This window comes from Pseudomonas hormoni (assembly GCF_018502625.1).
Taxonomy (GTDB): Bacteria; Pseudomonadota; Gammaproteobacteria; order Pseudomonadales; family Pseudomonadaceae; genus Aquipseudomonas; species Aquipseudomonas hormoni.
On the sequence record NZ_CP075566.1, the window covers coordinates 2,487,128 to 2,504,735 of the forward strand.

Sequence of the window (17,608 nt, forward strand, 5' to 3'; positions counted from 1 at the left end):
AAACATGCATGCATTTGACGCGATCAGGCCAACTGTTCCTGCTGGGCGTGCTCGGCCTGAGTGGTTGCGTGCGCCTGGGGCCGGATTTTCAGTCACCGAAGCAAGCGTGGATTGACCACTGGAGCTCCCCTGCCCTTGAGCAATCCAGCCAGCGCGACCTGCATCCTGATCTGCGGCAGTGGTGGCAAGTCTTCGGCGATCCGGTACTCGATCGCCTGATTGCCGAAGCGGATGCCCACAATTCGGATCTGAAGATTGCCGGTCTGCGAGTGATGGAGGCCCGAGCCCAACTGGGTATCGCTCAAAGCGGACGCTACCCGCAATTGCAGCAAGCCAGCGTCGACAGTCTGTACTTCAACCGCAGGCAATCCGGCGGGAACAATCCGCAGGACAGCCATTTCTGGCAACACAGCGCCGGGTTCGACGTTGGCTGGGAGCTGGATTTCTGGGGTCGCTTCAGTCGTGCCATCGAATCGGCCGATGCCGGTTACTTCGCCGCACAGGCCAACTATGAAGATGTGCTCGTCCTGCTGCGTGCCCAAGTGGCGGACACCTACTTTTCGTTGCGCACCACCGAGGCGCGTTTACGCGTTGCGAGGGAAAACGCCAAGCAGCAACAGCGTAATTTCGAGATCACCGAAAAACTGTTCAACAGCGGCCAGCAAGCCGAGCTCGACCTGCAACAGGCCAAGACTCAATACCTGGGCACCCTGAGCACCATCCCCAGCTTCGAAGACCAGGTGCTGCGTACCCGTAATGCGTTGGCGGTGTTGATCGGCCAGCCACCCGGTGCGCTACCGCAGTTGCTTGAAAATGAAGGTTTGATTCCGTTGGTAGACCGCGCCGTGCTGCAGGATGTGCCCGCCAATCTACTGCTGCGTCGGCCCGACGTGCGCGCGGCCGAACTTAATGTCGCGGCCCAATCGGCGCTGATCGGCGTCGCCGAAACCGATTTCTACCCATCGTTGACCTTGCTCGGCAGCATCGTCTGGTCGGCCGACACGCTGAACGGCACCTCCAGGAGCCTGGACTTGATCGGTGGCCCCAGCCTGCGCTGGAACCTGTTCGACCATGGCCAGATCAGCAATAACGTACGTATCCAGGATGCGCGGTTGCAGCAGTTGATCGAGGCTTACCGCGACAAGGTTCGCCAGGCGGCACGCGAGGCTGATGATGCTGCCAGCGGTTTGATCAAATCCCTTGAGCGCGAACGCATCCTGAGTGAGGCCGAAGTCGCCGCCAAACGCTCACTGGTGCTGGCCAGTGCGCAATACCGTGAAGGTTATTCGGATTTCCAGCGGGTGCTGGATGCGCAACGCGCCTTGCTGGAGCAACAGGACAATTACCTGGTCAGCCGCAGCAATGCCGTGAGCAATGTGATCGCCCTGTACAAGGCCTTGGGCGGTGGCTGGTACAGCGCGCTGCCGAAAATCGATGCGGCGACCCGCCGGCAAATGGAGCAACGCACGGACTGGGGCGATCTGCTGGATGAGCCTTCAGCTGCGCAAGCCAAAAAGGTAAAAGACCATGAGTGAAGCCGCCCCGCCCTCCCCAAAGCGCCCGAGCCGCCCGCCGATCCGGCGAAAAAAGGCATCAAATGGGTGTCGCTGGTCATCGTCCTGAGTCTGGCCTGGTACCTGTCGGCTGACCGGTTCACGCCTTATACCCAACAGGCCCGGGTGGGCGCCTTTGTCATTCCGGTGGCCGCGGAAGTCGCCGGTCGGGTTATTCGCGTCAACGTGCGCAACAACCAGGACGTCAAGGCCGGAGACGTTCTATTCGAGGTCGATCCCCAGCCGTATCAAATCGCCGTCGACCGTGCACGCGCAGACCTCGAATCGACACGCCGACAAATCGGCGCCAGCACCGCTGGCATTGCCTCGGCACAAGCCAATTTGCGCGCCGCCCAGGCCAACGAACTCAAGGCGCGCCAGGACAATCAGCGTCTTGAGGGGCTGTATCGCGATGACCCCGGAACCATTTCCGTGCGCCTGCTCGAAGTGTCTCGTGCCAACCGCGAACAAGCCGTCAGCCAGGTCGCCGCCGCCCGGGCCGAAGTCCAGCGTGCGCGTGAGCAGGAAGGTGGCAGCGAGGAAGATAACGCACTGCTGCGCAGTGCCGCCACGGCGTTGTCGAAAGCCGAGCTGGACCAGGCCAATACGCAGATTCGCGCGCGTTCGGCGGGTTTGATCACCGACCTGCGCACCGATGCCGGACAATTCGCCGCCGTCGGTACTCCGGTCATGACCCTGATCGCCATCCACGATGTCTGGATCAGTGCCGACATGACCGAGAACAACCTCGGTCTGGTCAGGCTCGATACGCCGGTGGCGATCGTTCTGGATGCGATGCCGGGCGAAGTGTTCGACGGGCGCGTGCGCAGTGTCGGCTATGGCGTCAGTGTCGGTCAGACGCCGGCACCCGGTACGTTGCCCAGTGTGCAGAACAGCCGCGACTGGTTGCGTCCGGCCCAGCGTTTTCCAGTGATCATCGAGTTTTCCGAGGAATCCAAAGCGCGGCTACGCGACAGTCGTGCGATGCGTGCCGGCGGCCAGGCTGAGGTCATGGCCTTCCCTACCCAAGGCAATCCGTTGAACCCGCTAGGCCGTCTGTTTCTTGGCCTGATGAGCTGGCTGTCCTATGCCTACTAAACGCACGCCTCGGGCTCAACGCGCACTGCGTCTGGCCACTGGCACTGCGTTGTGTCTCACAGCGAGTTTCGGTTTGGGCTTGCCGATACCCTTTATCGCGCCGGTGCTTGCGCTGTTGCTCCTCGCCACCGTCAACCGCCCTTTGCCGTTCAAGGCCGGAATTGTTCTGGCCGTAGTTGCGATGTTGACCACCGGCGTCGGCCTGTTGTTGATTCCGATCCTGCGTTACTACCCGGTCAGCGGTGTACTGCTGATCGGCGTATGTCTTTTCCTGGTTTTTTGCTATGGATTGCGCGGCGGCAACAACCTGATCGTCACCTTCCTGGTGATCGGCCTGACCATGATTTCCTCGGCCGGTATCGCCGAGTTCGACCTCGCGGCGATGGTTATCGGTGCGCTGGTCAAAGGATTGCTCCTCGCCGTGATGGTGGTGACGGTGAGTCACTGGTTGTTTCCCGACCCGCCCAACGCGCCGTCGCCACCCGCTGCCCCGCTGTTACCGGCGGAAGAAGTCAGCCGGGTTGCGCTGCGTGCAACCCTGATCGTGCTGCCGGCGTTTTTGCTGGCACTGATCGATCCGGCAAGCTACCTGCCGATCATTCTGAAGGCGGTCGGCCTGGGTCAGCAGAGTTCCACAACGGCCCGGAACGCCGGCCGCGAACTGGTCGGTTCGACCCTGCTGGCCGGCGTGTTGGCGGTGCTGTTCTGGAGTGCGCTCAGCCTGTTTGTGCACCTTTGGATGTTTTTCCTGTGGATGCTGCTGTTCGGTCTGATCCTGGCGCGCAAGCTCTATGCGCTGAGCCCGACCAGCTTAAGCCCGGGATTCTGGCTCAACAGCCTGATCACGATGATTATCCTGCTCGGTCAGTCGGTGCAGGACAGCCTCGCGGGCAAGGACGTCTACACCGCGTTCGCCGTGCGCATGGGGCTGTTTATTCTGGTGACACTGTATGCCTGCCTGATGGTTTATCTGCTGGACCAGCGACCGCCAAAACGCGCTCAGGGATTAACCTGATAACCCTTGCCTTGCAGGCAACTGGTGTAGGCCGTCGAGCTGGTGGAAGCGGCGGTTTTCTGCTGCGCCCGGCGCTCCTGGCGTTGACGCGATGCCCCCACCACCGCACCGGCGGCGGCCGTCTCTTTGGCCCGGTTCTGCCGATAATCCTGCTTCACGTCGTCATCGACGCGGTCATAAAACTCATCGTGCTGGCGCCCGCGAACCTGAGCGCCAGCGGCTCCGGCAGCGGCACCCGCTGCCGCACCTTTCAGGCGACCACCGGATGGCGGCGGCGTCGTTGAAGTCTGACTGGCGGCGACGTTGTGGCAGGCGTCGATGTCCAGTTGGGTTTGTTGCGAAGTCTGGCCGTTCATCGGGACCACTGTTTCGGCCCATGCCTGCGAGGCGGCAATCGACAGCGCGGCACACAGACCAAGGGAAGACAACCTGTTCATGATGACCTCCGGGCAATTCTCAGCCATCAAAAGTGTAGATCACCCCCGCTCGCCCTCCCCCGACTTAAGACTGACGGCTACGTTTCAGCGTTTCGCTCGGCAACTCTTTGAACAGCGCGCGATAACTGCTGGAAAACCGCCCCAAATGCCAGAACGACCACTGCATCGCCACTTCGGCCACGGTGGTTTCCATAGGCGAGCGGCTGAGCAGTTCGCGGTGGGCGCTGTTGAGGCGGCGTAGGCGCAGCCAATGGGTCGGCGTCATTCCGGTGTACGCCTTGAACGCGTGCTGCAACTGACGCAGTGAAACCCCGGCCACCTGGGACAGCTCCAGCAAATTCAGGGTTTCTTCCGGGGAATCGGCCGCCCATTCGCCGATGCGTTTCATCACCGCCCGCTCTTCAGCGCGGCGCTGCAAACCGCCGCGGTCCAGACAGACACAGGCGTTGTCGAGGATGTACAGACAGTCTTCCAGCAACTGCTGGGTCAAGGCCTCTTTGCTCGGTGGATCGAGGGTCTGCGCCAACCGGGTCAAGGTTCCGCTCAGCCAGCGACTGAACAGCGCGTTCTGCCCCGAATTCAGCGGCGCCATGAACAGCCCTTCGAGCCTGGCGACATTCAGGCCGTGTCGCTGAACGAATTCAGGCCCGAACACCACGGCGATTTCCTGATAGTTCTCCGGCGTGATCCAGATGTTGCGGCTTTCTTCATTCAACACGTACAGCGCGTTGTCGCTGCGATCGAAACAGAACGCCAGTGAACCCTCGGGCGCACTGAAATTCTGCTCGACCCGGGTGTTCATGTGTTCCTCGTAAATCTCTACGCCTTGCAGGTCGAGATACCGCACTCGCCCGGCAAAATGCCCCGGCGACATCTGCTGGTAATGCTGGACCCAACCCGGTGTGGCGCGGATTTGCTCGGCGACATCGGCGGTGTTGAACGCTTGGACCTGTAATGGATTGCACGCTGTCATGGGTGACCTTACGCACTCGTTTGGTGCGTTTTGGTGCTGCTGAAAGTGGATAGATGGAACGTCAAGGCTCGCCCAAGATAGTCGTCAACGCGTCCCAGGGGAAGTGTGTGGCGGATGAAACCACCCTCCCCGGCGTTAATAAAACCAATAACGAGGTCTTTATGAATGCCCCTTTCGATCAGTTACTCACGTGGCTGAAAGATCACAAGATTACCGAAGTCGAGTGTGTCGTCAGCGACCTGACCGGCATCGCACGCGGCAAGATTGCACCCACCAACAAGTTCCTGCATGAGCGAGGCATGCGCCTGCCGGAAAGTGTGCTTTTGCAAACGGTAACCGGGGACTTTGTCGACGACGACATCTACTACGACCTGCTCGACCCGGCCGACATCGACATGGTGTGCAAGCCGGTTTCCGACGCCGTCTACGTGATCCCATGGGCCATCGAGCCTACCGCGATCGTGATCCACGACACCTTCGACAAGTTCGGCAACCCGATTGAACTGTCGCCGCGCAACGTGCTGAAGAAAGTCCTGCAGCTGTACACCGATAAAGGCTGGAAGCCGATTGTCGCGCCGGAAATGGAGTTTTACCTGACCCAGCGTTGCGAAGACCCGGACTTGCCGCTCAAGGCGCCGATGGGCCGTTCGGGCCGGGCGGAAAGCGGTCGCCAGTCGTTTTCCATCGACGCTGCCAACGAATTCGACCCGCTGTTTGAAGACGTCTACGACTGGTGCGAGTTGCAGGGCCTGGACCTCGACACGCTGATCCACGAAGACGGCCCGGCGCAGATGGAAATCAACTTCCGTCACGGCGACGCGCTGGACCTGGCCGACCAGATCACCGTGTTCAAACGCACCATGCGTGAAGCAGCGCTCAAGCACAACGTCGCGGCGACGTTCATGGCCAAGCCGATTGGCGACGAGCCGGGCAGTGCCATGCACATCCACCAGAGTGTGGTGGACATCGCCACCGGCAAGCCGATCTTCGCCAATGCCGACGGGCAAATGAGCGAGCTGTTCCTGCACTACATTGGCGGCCTGCAGAAATACATCCCCAAAGTGCTGCCGATGTTTGCGCCCAACGTGAACTCGTTCCGCCGCTTCCTGCCCGACACCTCCGCACCGGTGAACGTCGAATGGGGTGAGGAAAACCGCACCGTCGGCCTGCGCGTGCCGACCTCCAGCCCCGAGGCGATGCGCGTGGAAAACCGCTTGCCGGGCGCGGATGCCAACCCGTATCTGGCCATCGCTGCCAGCCTGTTGTGCGGCTACCTGGGCATGGTCGAGCGCATCGAGCCGAGCGCTGCGGTGCAGGGCCGGGCCTATGAGCGACGCAACCTGCGTCTGCCGATCACCATCGAGGACGCGCTGACGCAGATGGAAGAATGCGAAACCATCGGGCGTTATCTGGGCGACAAGTTTGTCCGCGGTTATGTCGCGGTCAAGCGAGCGGAACACGAGAACTTCAAGCGGGTGATCAGCTCGTGGGAGCGCGAGTTCCTGCTGCTCAGCGTCTGAAAACCACACGAGATCACCCATTTCTTTGTAGGAGCGAGGCTTGCCCGCGAAGAGGCCAGCACATTCAACATCACCGTTGACTGGTAGTCCGCCTTCGCGGGCAAGCCTCGCTCCTACAGGAATCCAATAACTACAAAAGGTGTCGATATGCGTCTATTGAAATCCGTGGTTCCGGCCGCGCTGGCAGTCTTGTTTAGCGCTGTTGCGCACGCTCAACCACAGGTCAGCGTCTACAACTGGACCGATTACATCGGCGAAACCACCCTCGCCGACTTCCAGGCGAAAACCGGGGTCAAGGTGATCTACGACGTCTTCGATTCCAACGAAACCCTTGAGGGAAAATTGCTCGCCGGCCGTACCGGGTATGACGTGGTGGTGCCGTCCAACCACTTCCTCGCTCGCCAGGTGAAGGCCGGTGCGTTCCTCAAGCTCGATCGCGCGCAGTTGCCGAACTTCAAGAACCTCGACCCGAAACTGCTGGCGCTGCTGGAGAAGAACGATCCGGGCAATGAACACTCCGTGCCGTATCTGTGGGGCACCAACGGCATCGGTTACAACGTCGACAAGGTCAAACAAGTGCTGGGCATTGACCACATCGATTCCTGGGCCGTGTTGTTCGAGCCGGAAAACATCAAGAAACTCAGTCAGTGCGGCGTGTCGATGATGGACTCGGCGGACGAAGTGTTCCCCGCCATCCTCAATTACATGGGCATGGACCCACGCAGCGAGAACCCGGAAGACTTCAAGAAAGCCGAAGCCAAGCTGTTAAGCATCCGCCCCTACATCACCTACTTCCACTCCTCCAAGTACGTGTCGGATCTGGCCAACGGCGACATCTGCGTGGCCTTCGGTTACTCGGGTGATGTGTTCCAGGCCGCCAACCGCGCCAAGGAAGCCAAGAACGGCGTGAACATCGCTTACGCGATCCCCAAGGAAGGCAGTAATTTGTGGTTCGATTTGCTGGCGATTCCTGCCGATGCCAGCAACCCGAAAGAGGCTCACGCCTTCATCAACTATCTGCTGGACCCACAAGTCATCGCCAAGGTCAGCGCCTCGGTCGGCTACGCCAACCCGAACCCCGCCGCCAAGCAATACATGGACGCTGAACTGGTCAACAATCCCGAGGTTTACCCGCCTCAGGCCGTTCTCGACAAACTCTACATATCGACCACCCCGCCCCAGGCGATCATGCGTCTGATGACCCGTTCCTGGAGCAAAGTGAAGTCCAACAAATGAACCAGTACAGCAACGAACATGCGCGCTCCTATTACGCCGCGTCGGCCAATGCGCTGGCACCCTTCCCCGCGCTGGCCGAAGACCTCGTGGCGGATGTCTGCGTGATCGGCGGCGGTTTTACCGGGGTCAACACCGCCATCGAACTGGCGCAGCGCGGGCTCTCGGTGATAATGCTGGAGGCCCGGCGGATCGGCTGGGGCGCCAGCGGGCGCAACGGCGGTCAGCTGATTCGCGGCATCGGGCATGACGTCAGTGGTTTCACCCGGCATGTCGGCGAAGAAGGTGTGCGCTACCTTGAGCGCGCCGGGATCGAGTCGGTGGAGCTCGTGGGCAAGCGCGTCCGTGAGCACCACATCGATTGCGACCTGCGCTGGGGTTTTTGCGAACTGGCGAACACCAAGGCGCAATTCACGGCGTTCAAGGCTGAGCAGGAAAGTCTTGCCGAGTCGGGTTACGCCCATGAAACCCGACTGGTCGGGCCGGAGCAGATTCGGGAGCAAGTGGTGAACTCGGACGTGTATGCCGGTGGCCTGGTCGACATGGGCTCGGGGCATTTGCACCCGCTGAATCTGGTGCTGGGTGAAGCGCGGCTGGCGCAATCGCTTGGGGTGCAAATCTTCGAGCAGAGCCCGGTACTGGAACTGATTCATGGCAGCACGGTGCAGGTTCGTTGTGCCGGCGGCACGGTGCGTGCCGGCAGCCTGGTACTGGCGTGCAATGCGCATTTGGACGAACTGGAACCGAAACTCAGCGGCAAGGTGCTTCCGGCGGGCAGCTACATCATCGCCACCGAGCCATTGGCGCCTGAGGTTGCCGCGCAATTGATCCCGCAAAACCTGGCGCTGTGCGACCAGAAAGTCGGCCTGGATTATTACCGGCTCTCGGCGGACCGGCGTTTGCTGTTCGGTGGCGCCTGTCATTATTCCGGGCGCGATCCGGCGGACATCGCCGCCTACATGCGTCCGCAAATGCTCAAGGTCTTCCCGCAGCTGGCCAGCGTGCGCATTGATTATCAGTGGGGCGGCAAGATTGGCATCACGGCCAATCGCTTTCCGCAGGTCGGTCGCTTGCGCCAGCACCCGAACGTGTTTTATGCCCAGGGTTACTCCGGTCATGGGCTGAACGTGACCCACTGGTGCGCGAAACTGCTGGGCGAAGCGATTCATGCCGGACACAGCCAAGGTTTCGACGTGTTCAGCGCCGTGCCGCACATGACCTTTCCTGGCGGCCCGATGTTGCGTTCGCCGCTGCTGGCTCTGGGTATGTTCTGGTATCGGTTGCGTGAAGTGCTCGGCTGAAACCGAGGCGCAGGGGCAAGGGCGTTACTTGTGGCGAGGGGATTTATCCCCGTTGGGTCGCGAAGCGGCCCCCCTGCATTCTTTCATGTGTACCTCGCAAGCAGGTTTAGCGACGGCTTCGCCGCCGAACGGGGATAAATCCCCTCGCCACAAATGTCTTCTTGGCCTTCCCCCCCCAAATAGCCTTTCGATTTGCTCATTCGCAAGGCACTTCTATATTGAGAAGGTGCTCTGACTTTCCTGTCTCCTGGCGAGTGCGGCCTATGGCTACGACTGACCAACTGATCATCTGCGAGCACTGCGACTGCGTGTATCAAAAAGTCACGCTCGCGAAACATCAGAAAACCCTGTGTACGCGCTGCGGCGGCGTGCTTCAGCGCTATAACGGCCTGTCGGTGGAGCAGCGGCTGGCGTTGACCGTCACGGCATTGATGCTGTGGATTTTCGCCAATTTCTATCCGGTGATGAGCATCAGCCTTCAAGGCTTGAAAAACAGCGCAACGCTGTGGGATTCCGTGATGGCCCTGACGCTGGGCCCGATTACCTTCATTGCCATGGTGGCGGCGATCTCCATGATCATCGCGCCGATTTTCCAGTTGCTGCTGCTGATCTGGGTCCTGAGCTTCGCCCTCGCCTCCCGTCGTTCACCGGGTTTCAGATTCTGCATGCGCTGGCTGGAAACCCTGCGGCCCTGGAGCATGCTGGAAGTCTGCCTGCTGGGGGCGATGGTCGCGGTGATCAAGCTCGCCGGGTTGCTCGACGTGCTGCCCGGCATCGGACTGTTCGCCCTGGCCATTCTCAGCCTGATGATGATCCGCATTGCCGGACGCGATGTCCGTGAACTGTGGGATGTTTTATGACCACGCCTCCCGTCGCGAGCGAACTCAACCTGTGCCTTTGCCACAGCTGCGGCCTGGCCTGTGACATGACCGGCGAACCCCACGAATGCGAGCGTTGCGGTGCACCGCTGCATCGGCGCAAAACCAACGCGCTGACCCGCACCTGGGCCTACCTGCTCACGTCCTTGGTGTTTTACATCCCGGCCAATGTGTTGCCGGTGATGAACACCAAAATGGTCGGCAACGGCGCCGACAGCACAATCATGGGTGGTGTGCTGGATTTTTGGCAGCACGGCGCCTGGGACATTGCCCTGATCATTTTCATCGCCAGCATCGCCGTGCCAGGCATCAAGTTCGTCGCCCTGACGCTCCTCCTGGTGACCGTTCAGCGCGACAGTCAATGGGCGCGCAAGGAGCGGTCGAAAATGTACCGCTTCGTCGAGCTCATCGGTTATTGGTCGATGCTCGACGTGATCGTGGTGGCCCTGGTGGCTTCACTGGTGAAATTTCAAGCCCTGGCCGATATCGAACCGCGCGCGGGCATTCTGTTCTTTGGTCTGGTCGTGGTGTTCACCATGCTCTCGGCGATGAGTTTCGACCCGCGTCTGATCTGGGACCAACACCATTCGAAAAACGAGGAGGTCATGGATGAAGCCGCAAGCCACTGACGGGCCGCAAGCCCCCGGGCAAGCCCCGATCAAGACCCGCCGTTTCAGCGTTTCATTGGTGTGGATCGTGCCGATTGTTGCGGTGCTGGTGGGTATTTCGCTGGTGGTGCACAGCATCCTGCAGGAAGGACCGACCATCACCGTGACCTTCAAGACCGGCAGCGGCCTGACCGCCAACAAGACTGAGGTCAAATACCGCAACGTGGTGATCGGGCATGTGTCCGACGTCGAACTGAGCAACGACCAGAAAAGCGTCAACGCCACCATCAAACTGGCCAAGCAGGCGGAAAGCTTCACCCGTGAAGATTCGCAATTCTGGGTCGTGCGACCGCGTATCGGTGCCGGCGGCGTGTCGGGCATCGATACCCTGCTCTCCGGGGACTACATCGGCGCCGATATCGGCCAGTCCAATGCCCGTTCGAAGAATTTCACCGGGCTGGAGAACCCGCCGCCCATCACCTATGGCGAGCCCGGCAAGCGTTTCACATTGCACACCCCGGACCTGGGTTCGCTGGACATCGGCTCTCCCGTTTACTACCGCAAGATCCCCGTCGGCCAAGTTGTTGCGTATGCCCTGGATGGCGACGGCAAAGGGGTGAACATTGAAGTTTTCATTCATTCACCCAACGATGCCTACGTCACCGAAAACACCCGTTTCTGGAACGCCAGCGGGATCGATGTGAATGTCGGCGCCAACGGTTTTTCAGTGAAGACCGAGTCGCTGTCCTCCATTTTGGTGGGCGGCATCGCCTTCCGCGCCCCGGAATACAGCCCCAACGATAAACCGGCCACCGAGGAAAAAGCCTTCGACCTGTTCGAAGACCAGCAAACCGCCCTCGCCCCGCCCAACGGCAAGGCGCAATACCTGAGCTTGCGTTTCGACCAGGCCTTGCGCGGGCTCAAGGTCGGTGCACCGGTGGAATTCCTCGGCATCGAATTCGGTAGAGTGGTGTCGGTCAATCTGGATTTCGATGCGAAAAAACGCAGTTTTCCGGTCAATGTCGGCATCGTGATCTACCCGCAACGGCTCGGTCAGGCGCACACCAAAATGCTTGAGGCCTTGAAGCATGACCCCAATGACGAAGCCGCTAGCGTTCGTCTGATGGGAACGTTCATCGAGAATGGTCTGCGCGCTCAGGCCCGCAGCGGCAACCTGTTGACCGGTCAGCTGTACATCTCGCTCGACTTCTACCCGAAAGCCGAGAAGGTTGTGTTCGATCCGACCGCACGCCCCGTTTCTATCCCGACCGTACCCGGCAGCCTTGAGCAGTTGCAGGAAAAACTCGAAAGCATGGTCAACAAAATCAACGATCTGCCCATCGGACGCATTGCCGGCAACCTCGACAGCAACCTCGTCGAGCTGCGCAAAGGCCTCGCGCAATTCAACGCCAAGACCCTGCCCGGCGTGCAAACCACCCTGGCGGATGTCAGCAAGACCCTGCAATCGGCCAGTTCGACCCTCGCCGAAGATTCGCCGCAACGCGAGCAATTGACCCAGACCCTGGACGAACTCGGGCGCATGTCGCGTTCCCTGCGTGAGCTCTCGGATTACCTGGGCCGGCATCCGGAGTCGCTGATTCGCGGTCGCCCCGATAACGCCGCGCCAATGGACTTGAAGGCGCCACCGCGCAACTGACCACAGGAGCAACACCCATGGTTTCTTCGCTGAAGATGACGTTGGTCACTGCGCTCATTCTGCTCGCCGCGTGCCGCAGTGAGCCGATTCAGTTCCACACCCTGACGCCGGCGCAATTGAGCGGGACGGCGCGCGCCAACGGCGGGGAAATCCTGATCGAAGGCATTAGCGTACCGCCTCAAGTCGATCGTCCGCAGATCGTCATTCGTCAGGGCAACAGCGGCCTGGCGATTCTGGAGACCGAATGGTGGGCCGCGAGCCTGGTGGATGAGTTGCGCAGTGCCTTGGTCGATCAACTGGCCAACAGCAATCCCCAGCGCAAAGTGTCGGTGCGCGTGGAGGTTCAGCGTTTTGATTCGGTTCCTGGTCAATACGCGCTGATGGACGTCAAATGGCGCCTGCGAAGCCCCGGCGAAGGCGACACCACGCTGGTCAGCTGCCGAAGTACGTTGCAAACACCTTCAGGACCGTCCATCGACGATTTGGTCATTGCCCAGCAAAACAACGTCAAACGCCTGGCCGCGTTGATCAGCCAGGCTGCGAACGGACCACAGAGAGGTTGCCCGGCACCGCAATGAATTGACGTTTTTTTCTCATCCTGCCCCTTACATTTGGCGCCGCCTTAAGCCTGCAAATGATTCGTATTGACCTACAATCATTGACGACCCTTCCGGTCTGTCAGCGTGCACGATTCTAAAAACCACGGAGCCGCCACCGCATGAATCGCCCTATTCCCTCTTTCCTGAAAACCGCACTGCTGGCCACTGCCCTGCTGGGTGCCGGTCACGTTTACTCAGCCGATGCCGACGGCATCGTGGTCTACAACGCCCAGCATGAAAGCCTGACCAAAGCCTGGATCGCGGGCTTTACCAAGGAGACCGGAATCAAGGTCACGGTGCGCAACGGCGACGACACCGAAATGGGCAATCAGATCGTGCAGGAAGGTGCCGCCTCCCCCGCTGACGTGTTCCTGACCGAAAACTCCCCGGCCATGGTGCTGGTGGATAACGCGGGGCTGTTTGCCCCCGTAGCGCCGACCACGCTGGAACAGGTCGACGCGGCCTACCGCCCGGCGCATGGCAAGTGGGTGGGCATCGCCGCGCGCTCCACGGTGTTTGTCTACAACCCGGGCAAACTGCCCGAAGCCGAGTTGCCGAAGTCGCTGATGGACCTCGCCGATCCGAAATGGAAAGGTCGCTGGGCGGCGTCACCGGCCGGCGCCGACTTCCAGGCCATTGTCGCCGCCGTGCTGGAACTCAAGGGCGAAGCCGCCACCCTTGAGTGGCTCAAGGGGATGAAAGCCAACTTCACCGCGTATCGGGGCAACAGCTCCGTGTTGAAAGCGGTGAATGCCGGGCAGATCGACAGCGGTGTGATTTATCACTATTACCGTTTCGGCGATCAGGCCAAAACCGGCGAAAACAGCAAGAACACCGCCCTGCATTACTTCAAACACAAGGACCCGGGTGCGTTTGTCAGCATTTCCGGTGGCGGCGTTCTGGCGTCCAGCCAACACAAGGAACAGGCCCAGGCGTTCCTGAAATGGATCACCGGCAAGGACGGCCAGGCCATCCTCAAGACGGGTAAATCGTTCGAATATGCCGTGGGCAAAAACGCTCAATCCAACCCTGAACTGGTGCCTCTGCAGCAGCTCGACGCGCCGAAAGTCGATGCGTCAAAACTCGACAGTAAAAAAGCCGTGGAACTGATGACTCAGGCCGGACTGCTCTGAATTGATGCCTGAAACGCTACCAGCGGGCGTCGCTGCCGCGATACCCGAGCATTTACGTCGCCGCTCCCGGGGATTGTTCGCGGGGCGCGGCGGTGCGTGGGTGATCGGTTTGTCGGTGCTGATTTCATTGCTGGCGCTGCTGCCGATTGCATTTGTCATCGGCGTTTCGGTGCAGACCGGTTGGGCCACTCTGGCTTCGCTGATGTTCCGGCCACGGGTCGGCGAGTTGTTGATCAACACCGTGTTGCTGGTAGCAATCACGATTCCCTTGTGCATCGTGCTGGGCGTGACGCTGGCCTGGCTGACAGAGCGCAGCGATCTGCCCGGGCGGCGCAGCTGGTCATTGTTGTCGATCGCGCCGCTGGCGGTCCCGGCCTTCGTCCACAGCTATGCCTGGGTCAGCCTGGTGCCGCCGATTCACGGTCTGTTTGCCGGGGTCCTGGTGTCGGTCATCGCCTACTTCCCCTTCCTTTACTTGCCGATTGCGGCCACCTTGCGCCGGCTCGACCCGGCCATTGAAGATGTCGCGGAATCAATGGGGCTCAAGCCCTGGGCGGTGTTTTTTCGGGTGGTGCTGCCGCAGTTGCGCCTGGCCATCTGTGGCGGTGCCTTGCTGGTCGGGCTGCACTTGCTGGCCGAATATGGCCTGTACGCGATGATCCGCTTCGACACCTTCACCACGGCGATCTTCGATCAGTTCAAGTCCACCTTCAATGGCCCCGCCGCCAACATGCTGGCCGGCGTGCTCGCTCTGTGCTGCCTGGTGATGCTGACCGTCGAATCGGCGGCGCGTGGCCATGCGCGGTATGCCCGGGTCGGTTCGGGCAGTGCCCGGGAACAGCGCGTCGTGCGCTTGAAAACCGGTTCGACCGTACTTGCGCTGACCTTGCTGATGGTGACCTGCGCCCTGGCGCTGGGGGTGCCGTTGATCACCTTGGGCAAATGGCTGATCGCGGGTGGCGCGAATGTCTGGCAGATGGCCGAGCTGATGCCGGCGCTGCAACAGACACTACTGCTCGGCGTCGCGGGGGCGGTGCTCACCACCTGCGCCGCCATCCCGATTGCGTGGTTGTCGATTCGCTCGCCGGGCCGGCTGCAACGGGTGCTGGAAAGCTGTAACTACATCACCAGTTCATTGCCGGGCATTGTCGTCGCCCTGGCCTTGGTGACGGTCACGGTGCATTTCGCCCGACCGATTTATCAGACCACGATCACCGTGCTGCTGGCGTACCTGCTGATGTTCTTGCCCCGCGCCCTCGTGAGTTTGCGTGCCGGCATCGCGCAGGCGCCGGTGGAGCTGGAAAATATCGCTCGTAGCCTCGGTCGCTCGCCCGGTCGGGCGCTGTGGCTGATCACCTTGCGGCTGGCCGCGCCCGGTGCTGCCGCGGGCGCCGCGCTGGTGTTTCTCGCGATCAGCAATGAATTGACCGCCACGTTGCTGCTGGCCCCGAACGGCACCCGCACGCTGGCGACCGGATTCTGGGCGTTGACCAGCGAAATCGACTACGCCGCCGCTGCGCCCTATGCCTTGCTGATGATTTTGCTGTCACTACCGTTGACCGGACTTCTCTATCACCAATCCAAACGAACGGCTGGCCGATGAACACGCTTGAACTGCATTCGATCTGCAAATCCTACGGCCCGCAAAGGGCGCTGGAAGACATCAGCCTGTCGGTGCCGACGGGCAGCCGCACAGTGATCGTCGGCCCCTCGGGTTCGGGCAAAACCACCTTGCTGCGCATGATCGCAGGCTTCGAGTTCCCGGACGCGGGACGTCTGACCCTCAACGGTCAGACGTTGGTCGACGACACCCACGAATTGCCTGCGCACCAACGTCAGATTGGTTATGTCCCTCAGGACGGCGCCCTCTTCCCCCACATGACTGTGGCCGCCAATATCGGTTTCGGACTGGCGGTCCGAGGCGTCAGGAAACAGGAGCGTATCGCTGAGTTGATGGACAGCGTGGAACTCGAGGCCAGCATGGCCAACCGTTGGCCCCATGAGCTCAGTGGTGGCCAGCAACAACGAGTGGCACTGGCGCGGGCCCTGGCGCAACAGCCCCGCTTGATGTTGCTGGATGAGCCGTTTTCCGCGCTTGATACCGGCTTGCGCGCGGCCATGCGCAAACTGGTCGCGCGGTTGTTGGCGGACGCCGGTGTCACAACGATTCTGGTGACCCATGACCAGAGTGAAGCGCTGTCGTTTGCCGACCAACTGGCGGTGATGCGCGAGGGGCGTCTGGTGCAGTCCGGGCATCCGCTAGACCTCTACCGCTACCCCAGCGACGAACAAATCGCGCTGTTCCTCGGTGAGGCCGTAGTCATGCCGGCCAGGATCGAGGCTGGCTGGGCCCATTGCGATCTGGGGCGGATACCGGTCAACAACCATCGCAACAACCGCTGCGCACAGATCATGCTGCGACCCGAGCAGCTGCAACTGGCCGGCTTCCTGAGCAGCGCAGTAGAAACCGCGGGGTGTCGCGCCGTAGTGACCGAACGAGATTTCAGTGGCAATACCTGCATGTTGACCGTGGAGTTGGAGCCGTTGAAATCCGGTGACCAGCCGGGGCGATCATTGATGGTGCGCAGTTCGGGCCTGTACGCGCCACCGACCGGCAGTGCGGTTCACGTCTCGACCATCGGCCATGCCCATGTGTTGAGCGAATCTTAAAGATCGAAGCGGTCCACCGCCCGCCGCCGCTCATTGTCATCACGCACGTCGTAGTTGGCCGTCGTCTGGATATTGCTGTGATGGGCGAGTTTCTGCGCAATCGACAAGTCATGCTCCTCGATCACCCGGGTAATGAACGAGCGTCGAAAATCGTGAGGCATGATCTTCACCCCGACCTGCGCGCCGCGTTGCCGGGCGATGTAATAGATCGCGTGCTTGGTGATGCGCTCGCGGGTGATGTGGCTGCCGCGGCGGATGCGATTGAACAGGAACGCATCGTCCACCTCGCCTTCCTTGAGTTGCGAGCGGCGCAGCTCCAGCCAGGCATCCAGTTTGGCGAACGCCCAGGCCGGTGCGTATTTAATCAGCTGTTTGTTGCCCTTGGCGGTCACCCGCAGGCTGCGTTCGGTGAAATCCACCTGATCGAGGTCGAGATTCACCGACTCTGATTTACGCATGCCCGAGCCATACAGAATCCCGATGATCGCCGCGTCCCGCAGGCCTTGTGGCCGAGGATCGGCCGCACAGACCGCCATCATTTCCTGGATCAGCGAACGCCGCAGATTGCGCCCCTGGGACAGTCGTGTGCCGGAAATGCCCTTGACCGAGCGCATTTTCAGCAAGTGTTCCTGGCTGATCAGGCTCATGCGCCAGGCTTCATTCATCACCCCGCGCACGGCGTTGACGTACAGCGAAGACGTGTTGGGCGCGTAGCCGTCCGCGCGCAACGCCGCCACCAACGCAATCACATCTCCGGGCTGCAGCTGGTGCCAGGGAATCTCCTCGACGTTCATGTCTTCGAAGCCCAGGCGGTCGGCGGCATCCTGCAACACATAACGCATGGTCAGTTGGCTGGACGGCGCCAGTCGCGCCAGATACAGGGGCATCGGATTGGTCTTTGCAGCACTTGAATCAGTAACAGGTAAGTCAATC

General features: G+C 60.8%; 16 protein-coding genes. 13 read left to right on the forward strand and 3 right to left on the reverse strand.

Going from position 1 to position 17,608, the window contains the following annotated elements:
• Window positions 1-8: 8 nt before the first annotated feature.
• From KJF94_RS11585 to KJF94_RS11595, 3 genes are read left to right on the forward strand one after another with little or no spacing between them, the layout of a single operon-like run.
• Complete coding sequence (locus KJF94_RS11585; protein ID WP_214383500.1) at window positions 9-1,535, forward strand: efflux transporter outer membrane subunit; 1,527 nt, start codon at window positions 9-11, stop codon at window positions 1,533-1,535.
• 57 nt (window positions 1,536-1,592) lie between these two features.
• The gene (locus KJF94_RS11590) at window positions 1,593-2,651 is read left to right on the forward strand and encodes an HlyD family secretion protein (protein WP_214384847.1); all 1,059 of its coding nucleotides are present in this window, start codon (window positions 1,593-1,595) and stop codon (window positions 2,649-2,651) included.
• Window positions 2,641-3,666: a DUF2955 domain-containing protein gene (locus tag KJF94_RS11595; RefSeq protein WP_214383502.1), complete on the forward strand. Its 1,026-nt coding sequence runs from the start codon at window positions 2,641-2,643 to the stop codon at window positions 3,664-3,666. The genes KJF94_RS11590 and KJF94_RS11595 overlap by 11 nt, the downstream gene beginning before the upstream one ends.
• On the opposite strand, the gene KJF94_RS11600 is transcribed toward KJF94_RS11595, so the two are convergent.
• A complete protein-coding gene (locus tag KJF94_RS11600; protein ID WP_214383504.1) occupies window positions 3,651-4,103 on the reverse strand; it encodes a YMGG-like glycine zipper-containing protein in 453 nt (150 codons plus the stop codon). The two genes, KJF94_RS11595 and KJF94_RS11600, sit on opposite strands and share 16 nt — an antisense overlap.
• Window positions 4,104-4,167: 64 nt before the next feature.
• Window positions 4,168-5,076, reverse strand: coding sequence for a helix-turn-helix domain-containing protein (locus KJF94_RS11605; RefSeq protein WP_214383506.1), 909 nt, complete (start codon window positions 5,074-5,076; stop codon window positions 4,168-4,170).
• A gap of 161 nt (window positions 5,077-5,237) precedes the next feature.
• Between KJF94_RS11605 and KJF94_RS11610 the strand changes: the two genes are divergently transcribed.
• The 10 genes from KJF94_RS11610 (at window position 5,238) to KJF94_RS11655 (ending at window position 16,675) form a co-directional block, all read left to right on the forward strand.
• Complete coding sequence (locus tag KJF94_RS11610) at window positions 5,238-6,596, forward strand: glutamine synthetase family protein (protein WP_214383508.1); 1,359 nt, start codon at window positions 5,238-5,240, stop codon at window positions 6,594-6,596.
• Window positions 6,597-6,743: 147 nt separating this feature from the next.
• On the forward strand, window positions 6,744-7,832 hold the full coding sequence (locus KJF94_RS11615; protein ID WP_214383510.1) for a polyamine ABC transporter substrate-binding protein: 1,089 nt from the start codon (window positions 6,744-6,746) through the stop codon (window positions 7,830-7,832).
• A complete protein-coding gene (locus KJF94_RS11620) occupies window positions 7,829-9,130 on the forward strand; it encodes an NAD(P)/FAD-dependent oxidoreductase (protein ID WP_214383512.1) in 1,302 nt (433 codons plus the stop codon). The genes KJF94_RS11615 and KJF94_RS11620 overlap by 4 nt, the downstream gene beginning before the upstream one ends.
• Before the next feature lie 263 nt (window positions 9,131-9,393).
• Window positions 9,394-9,990, forward strand: coding sequence for a paraquat-inducible protein A (locus KJF94_RS11625; RefSeq protein WP_214383514.1), 597 nt, complete (start codon window positions 9,394-9,396; stop codon window positions 9,988-9,990).
• Complete coding sequence (locus KJF94_RS11630) at window positions 9,987-10,637, forward strand: paraquat-inducible protein A (RefSeq protein ID WP_214383515.1); 651 nt, start codon at window positions 9,987-9,989, stop codon at window positions 10,635-10,637. Before KJF94_RS11625 ends, KJF94_RS11630 begins: the two co-directional genes overlap by 4 nt.
• Window positions 10,618-12,273: a PqiB family protein gene (locus KJF94_RS11635; protein ID WP_214383517.1), complete on the forward strand. Its 1,656-nt coding sequence runs from the start codon at window positions 10,618-10,620 to the stop codon at window positions 12,271-12,273. Before KJF94_RS11630 ends, KJF94_RS11635 begins: the two co-directional genes overlap by 20 nt.
• Window positions 12,274-12,290: 17 nt before the next feature.
• Entirely contained in the window at window positions 12,291-12,851 is a 561-nt protein-coding gene (locus tag KJF94_RS11640) for a PqiC family protein (RefSeq protein ID WP_214383519.1), read from the forward strand.
• A 140-nt stretch (window positions 12,852-12,991) separates the two neighbouring features.
• A complete protein-coding gene (locus KJF94_RS11645; protein WP_214383521.1) occupies window positions 12,992-14,005 on the forward strand; it encodes an iron ABC transporter substrate-binding protein in 1,014 nt (337 codons plus the stop codon).
• Between the two features lie 4 nt (window positions 14,006-14,009).
• Window positions 14,010-15,608 carry an ABC transporter permease gene (locus tag KJF94_RS11650; RefSeq protein WP_214383523.1) on the forward strand — a complete coding sequence of 533 codons (1,599 nt, stop codon included), beginning with the start codon at window positions 14,010-14,012 and terminating at the stop codon, window positions 15,606-15,608.
• Window positions 15,605-16,675 carry an ABC transporter ATP-binding protein gene (locus tag KJF94_RS11655; RefSeq protein WP_214383525.1) on the forward strand — a complete coding sequence of 357 codons (1,071 nt, stop codon included), beginning with the start codon at window positions 15,605-15,607 and terminating at the stop codon, window positions 16,673-16,675. The genes KJF94_RS11650 and KJF94_RS11655 overlap by 4 nt, the downstream gene beginning before the upstream one ends.
• Here the strand turns inward: KJF94_RS11655 and KJF94_RS11660 are convergent.
• Complete coding sequence (locus KJF94_RS11660; protein ID WP_214383527.1) at window positions 16,672-17,562, reverse strand: site-specific integrase; 891 nt, start codon at window positions 17,560-17,562, stop codon at window positions 16,672-16,674. The genes KJF94_RS11655 and KJF94_RS11660 overlap by 4 nt on opposite strands.
• Window positions 17,563-17,608 lie beyond the last annotated feature (46 nt).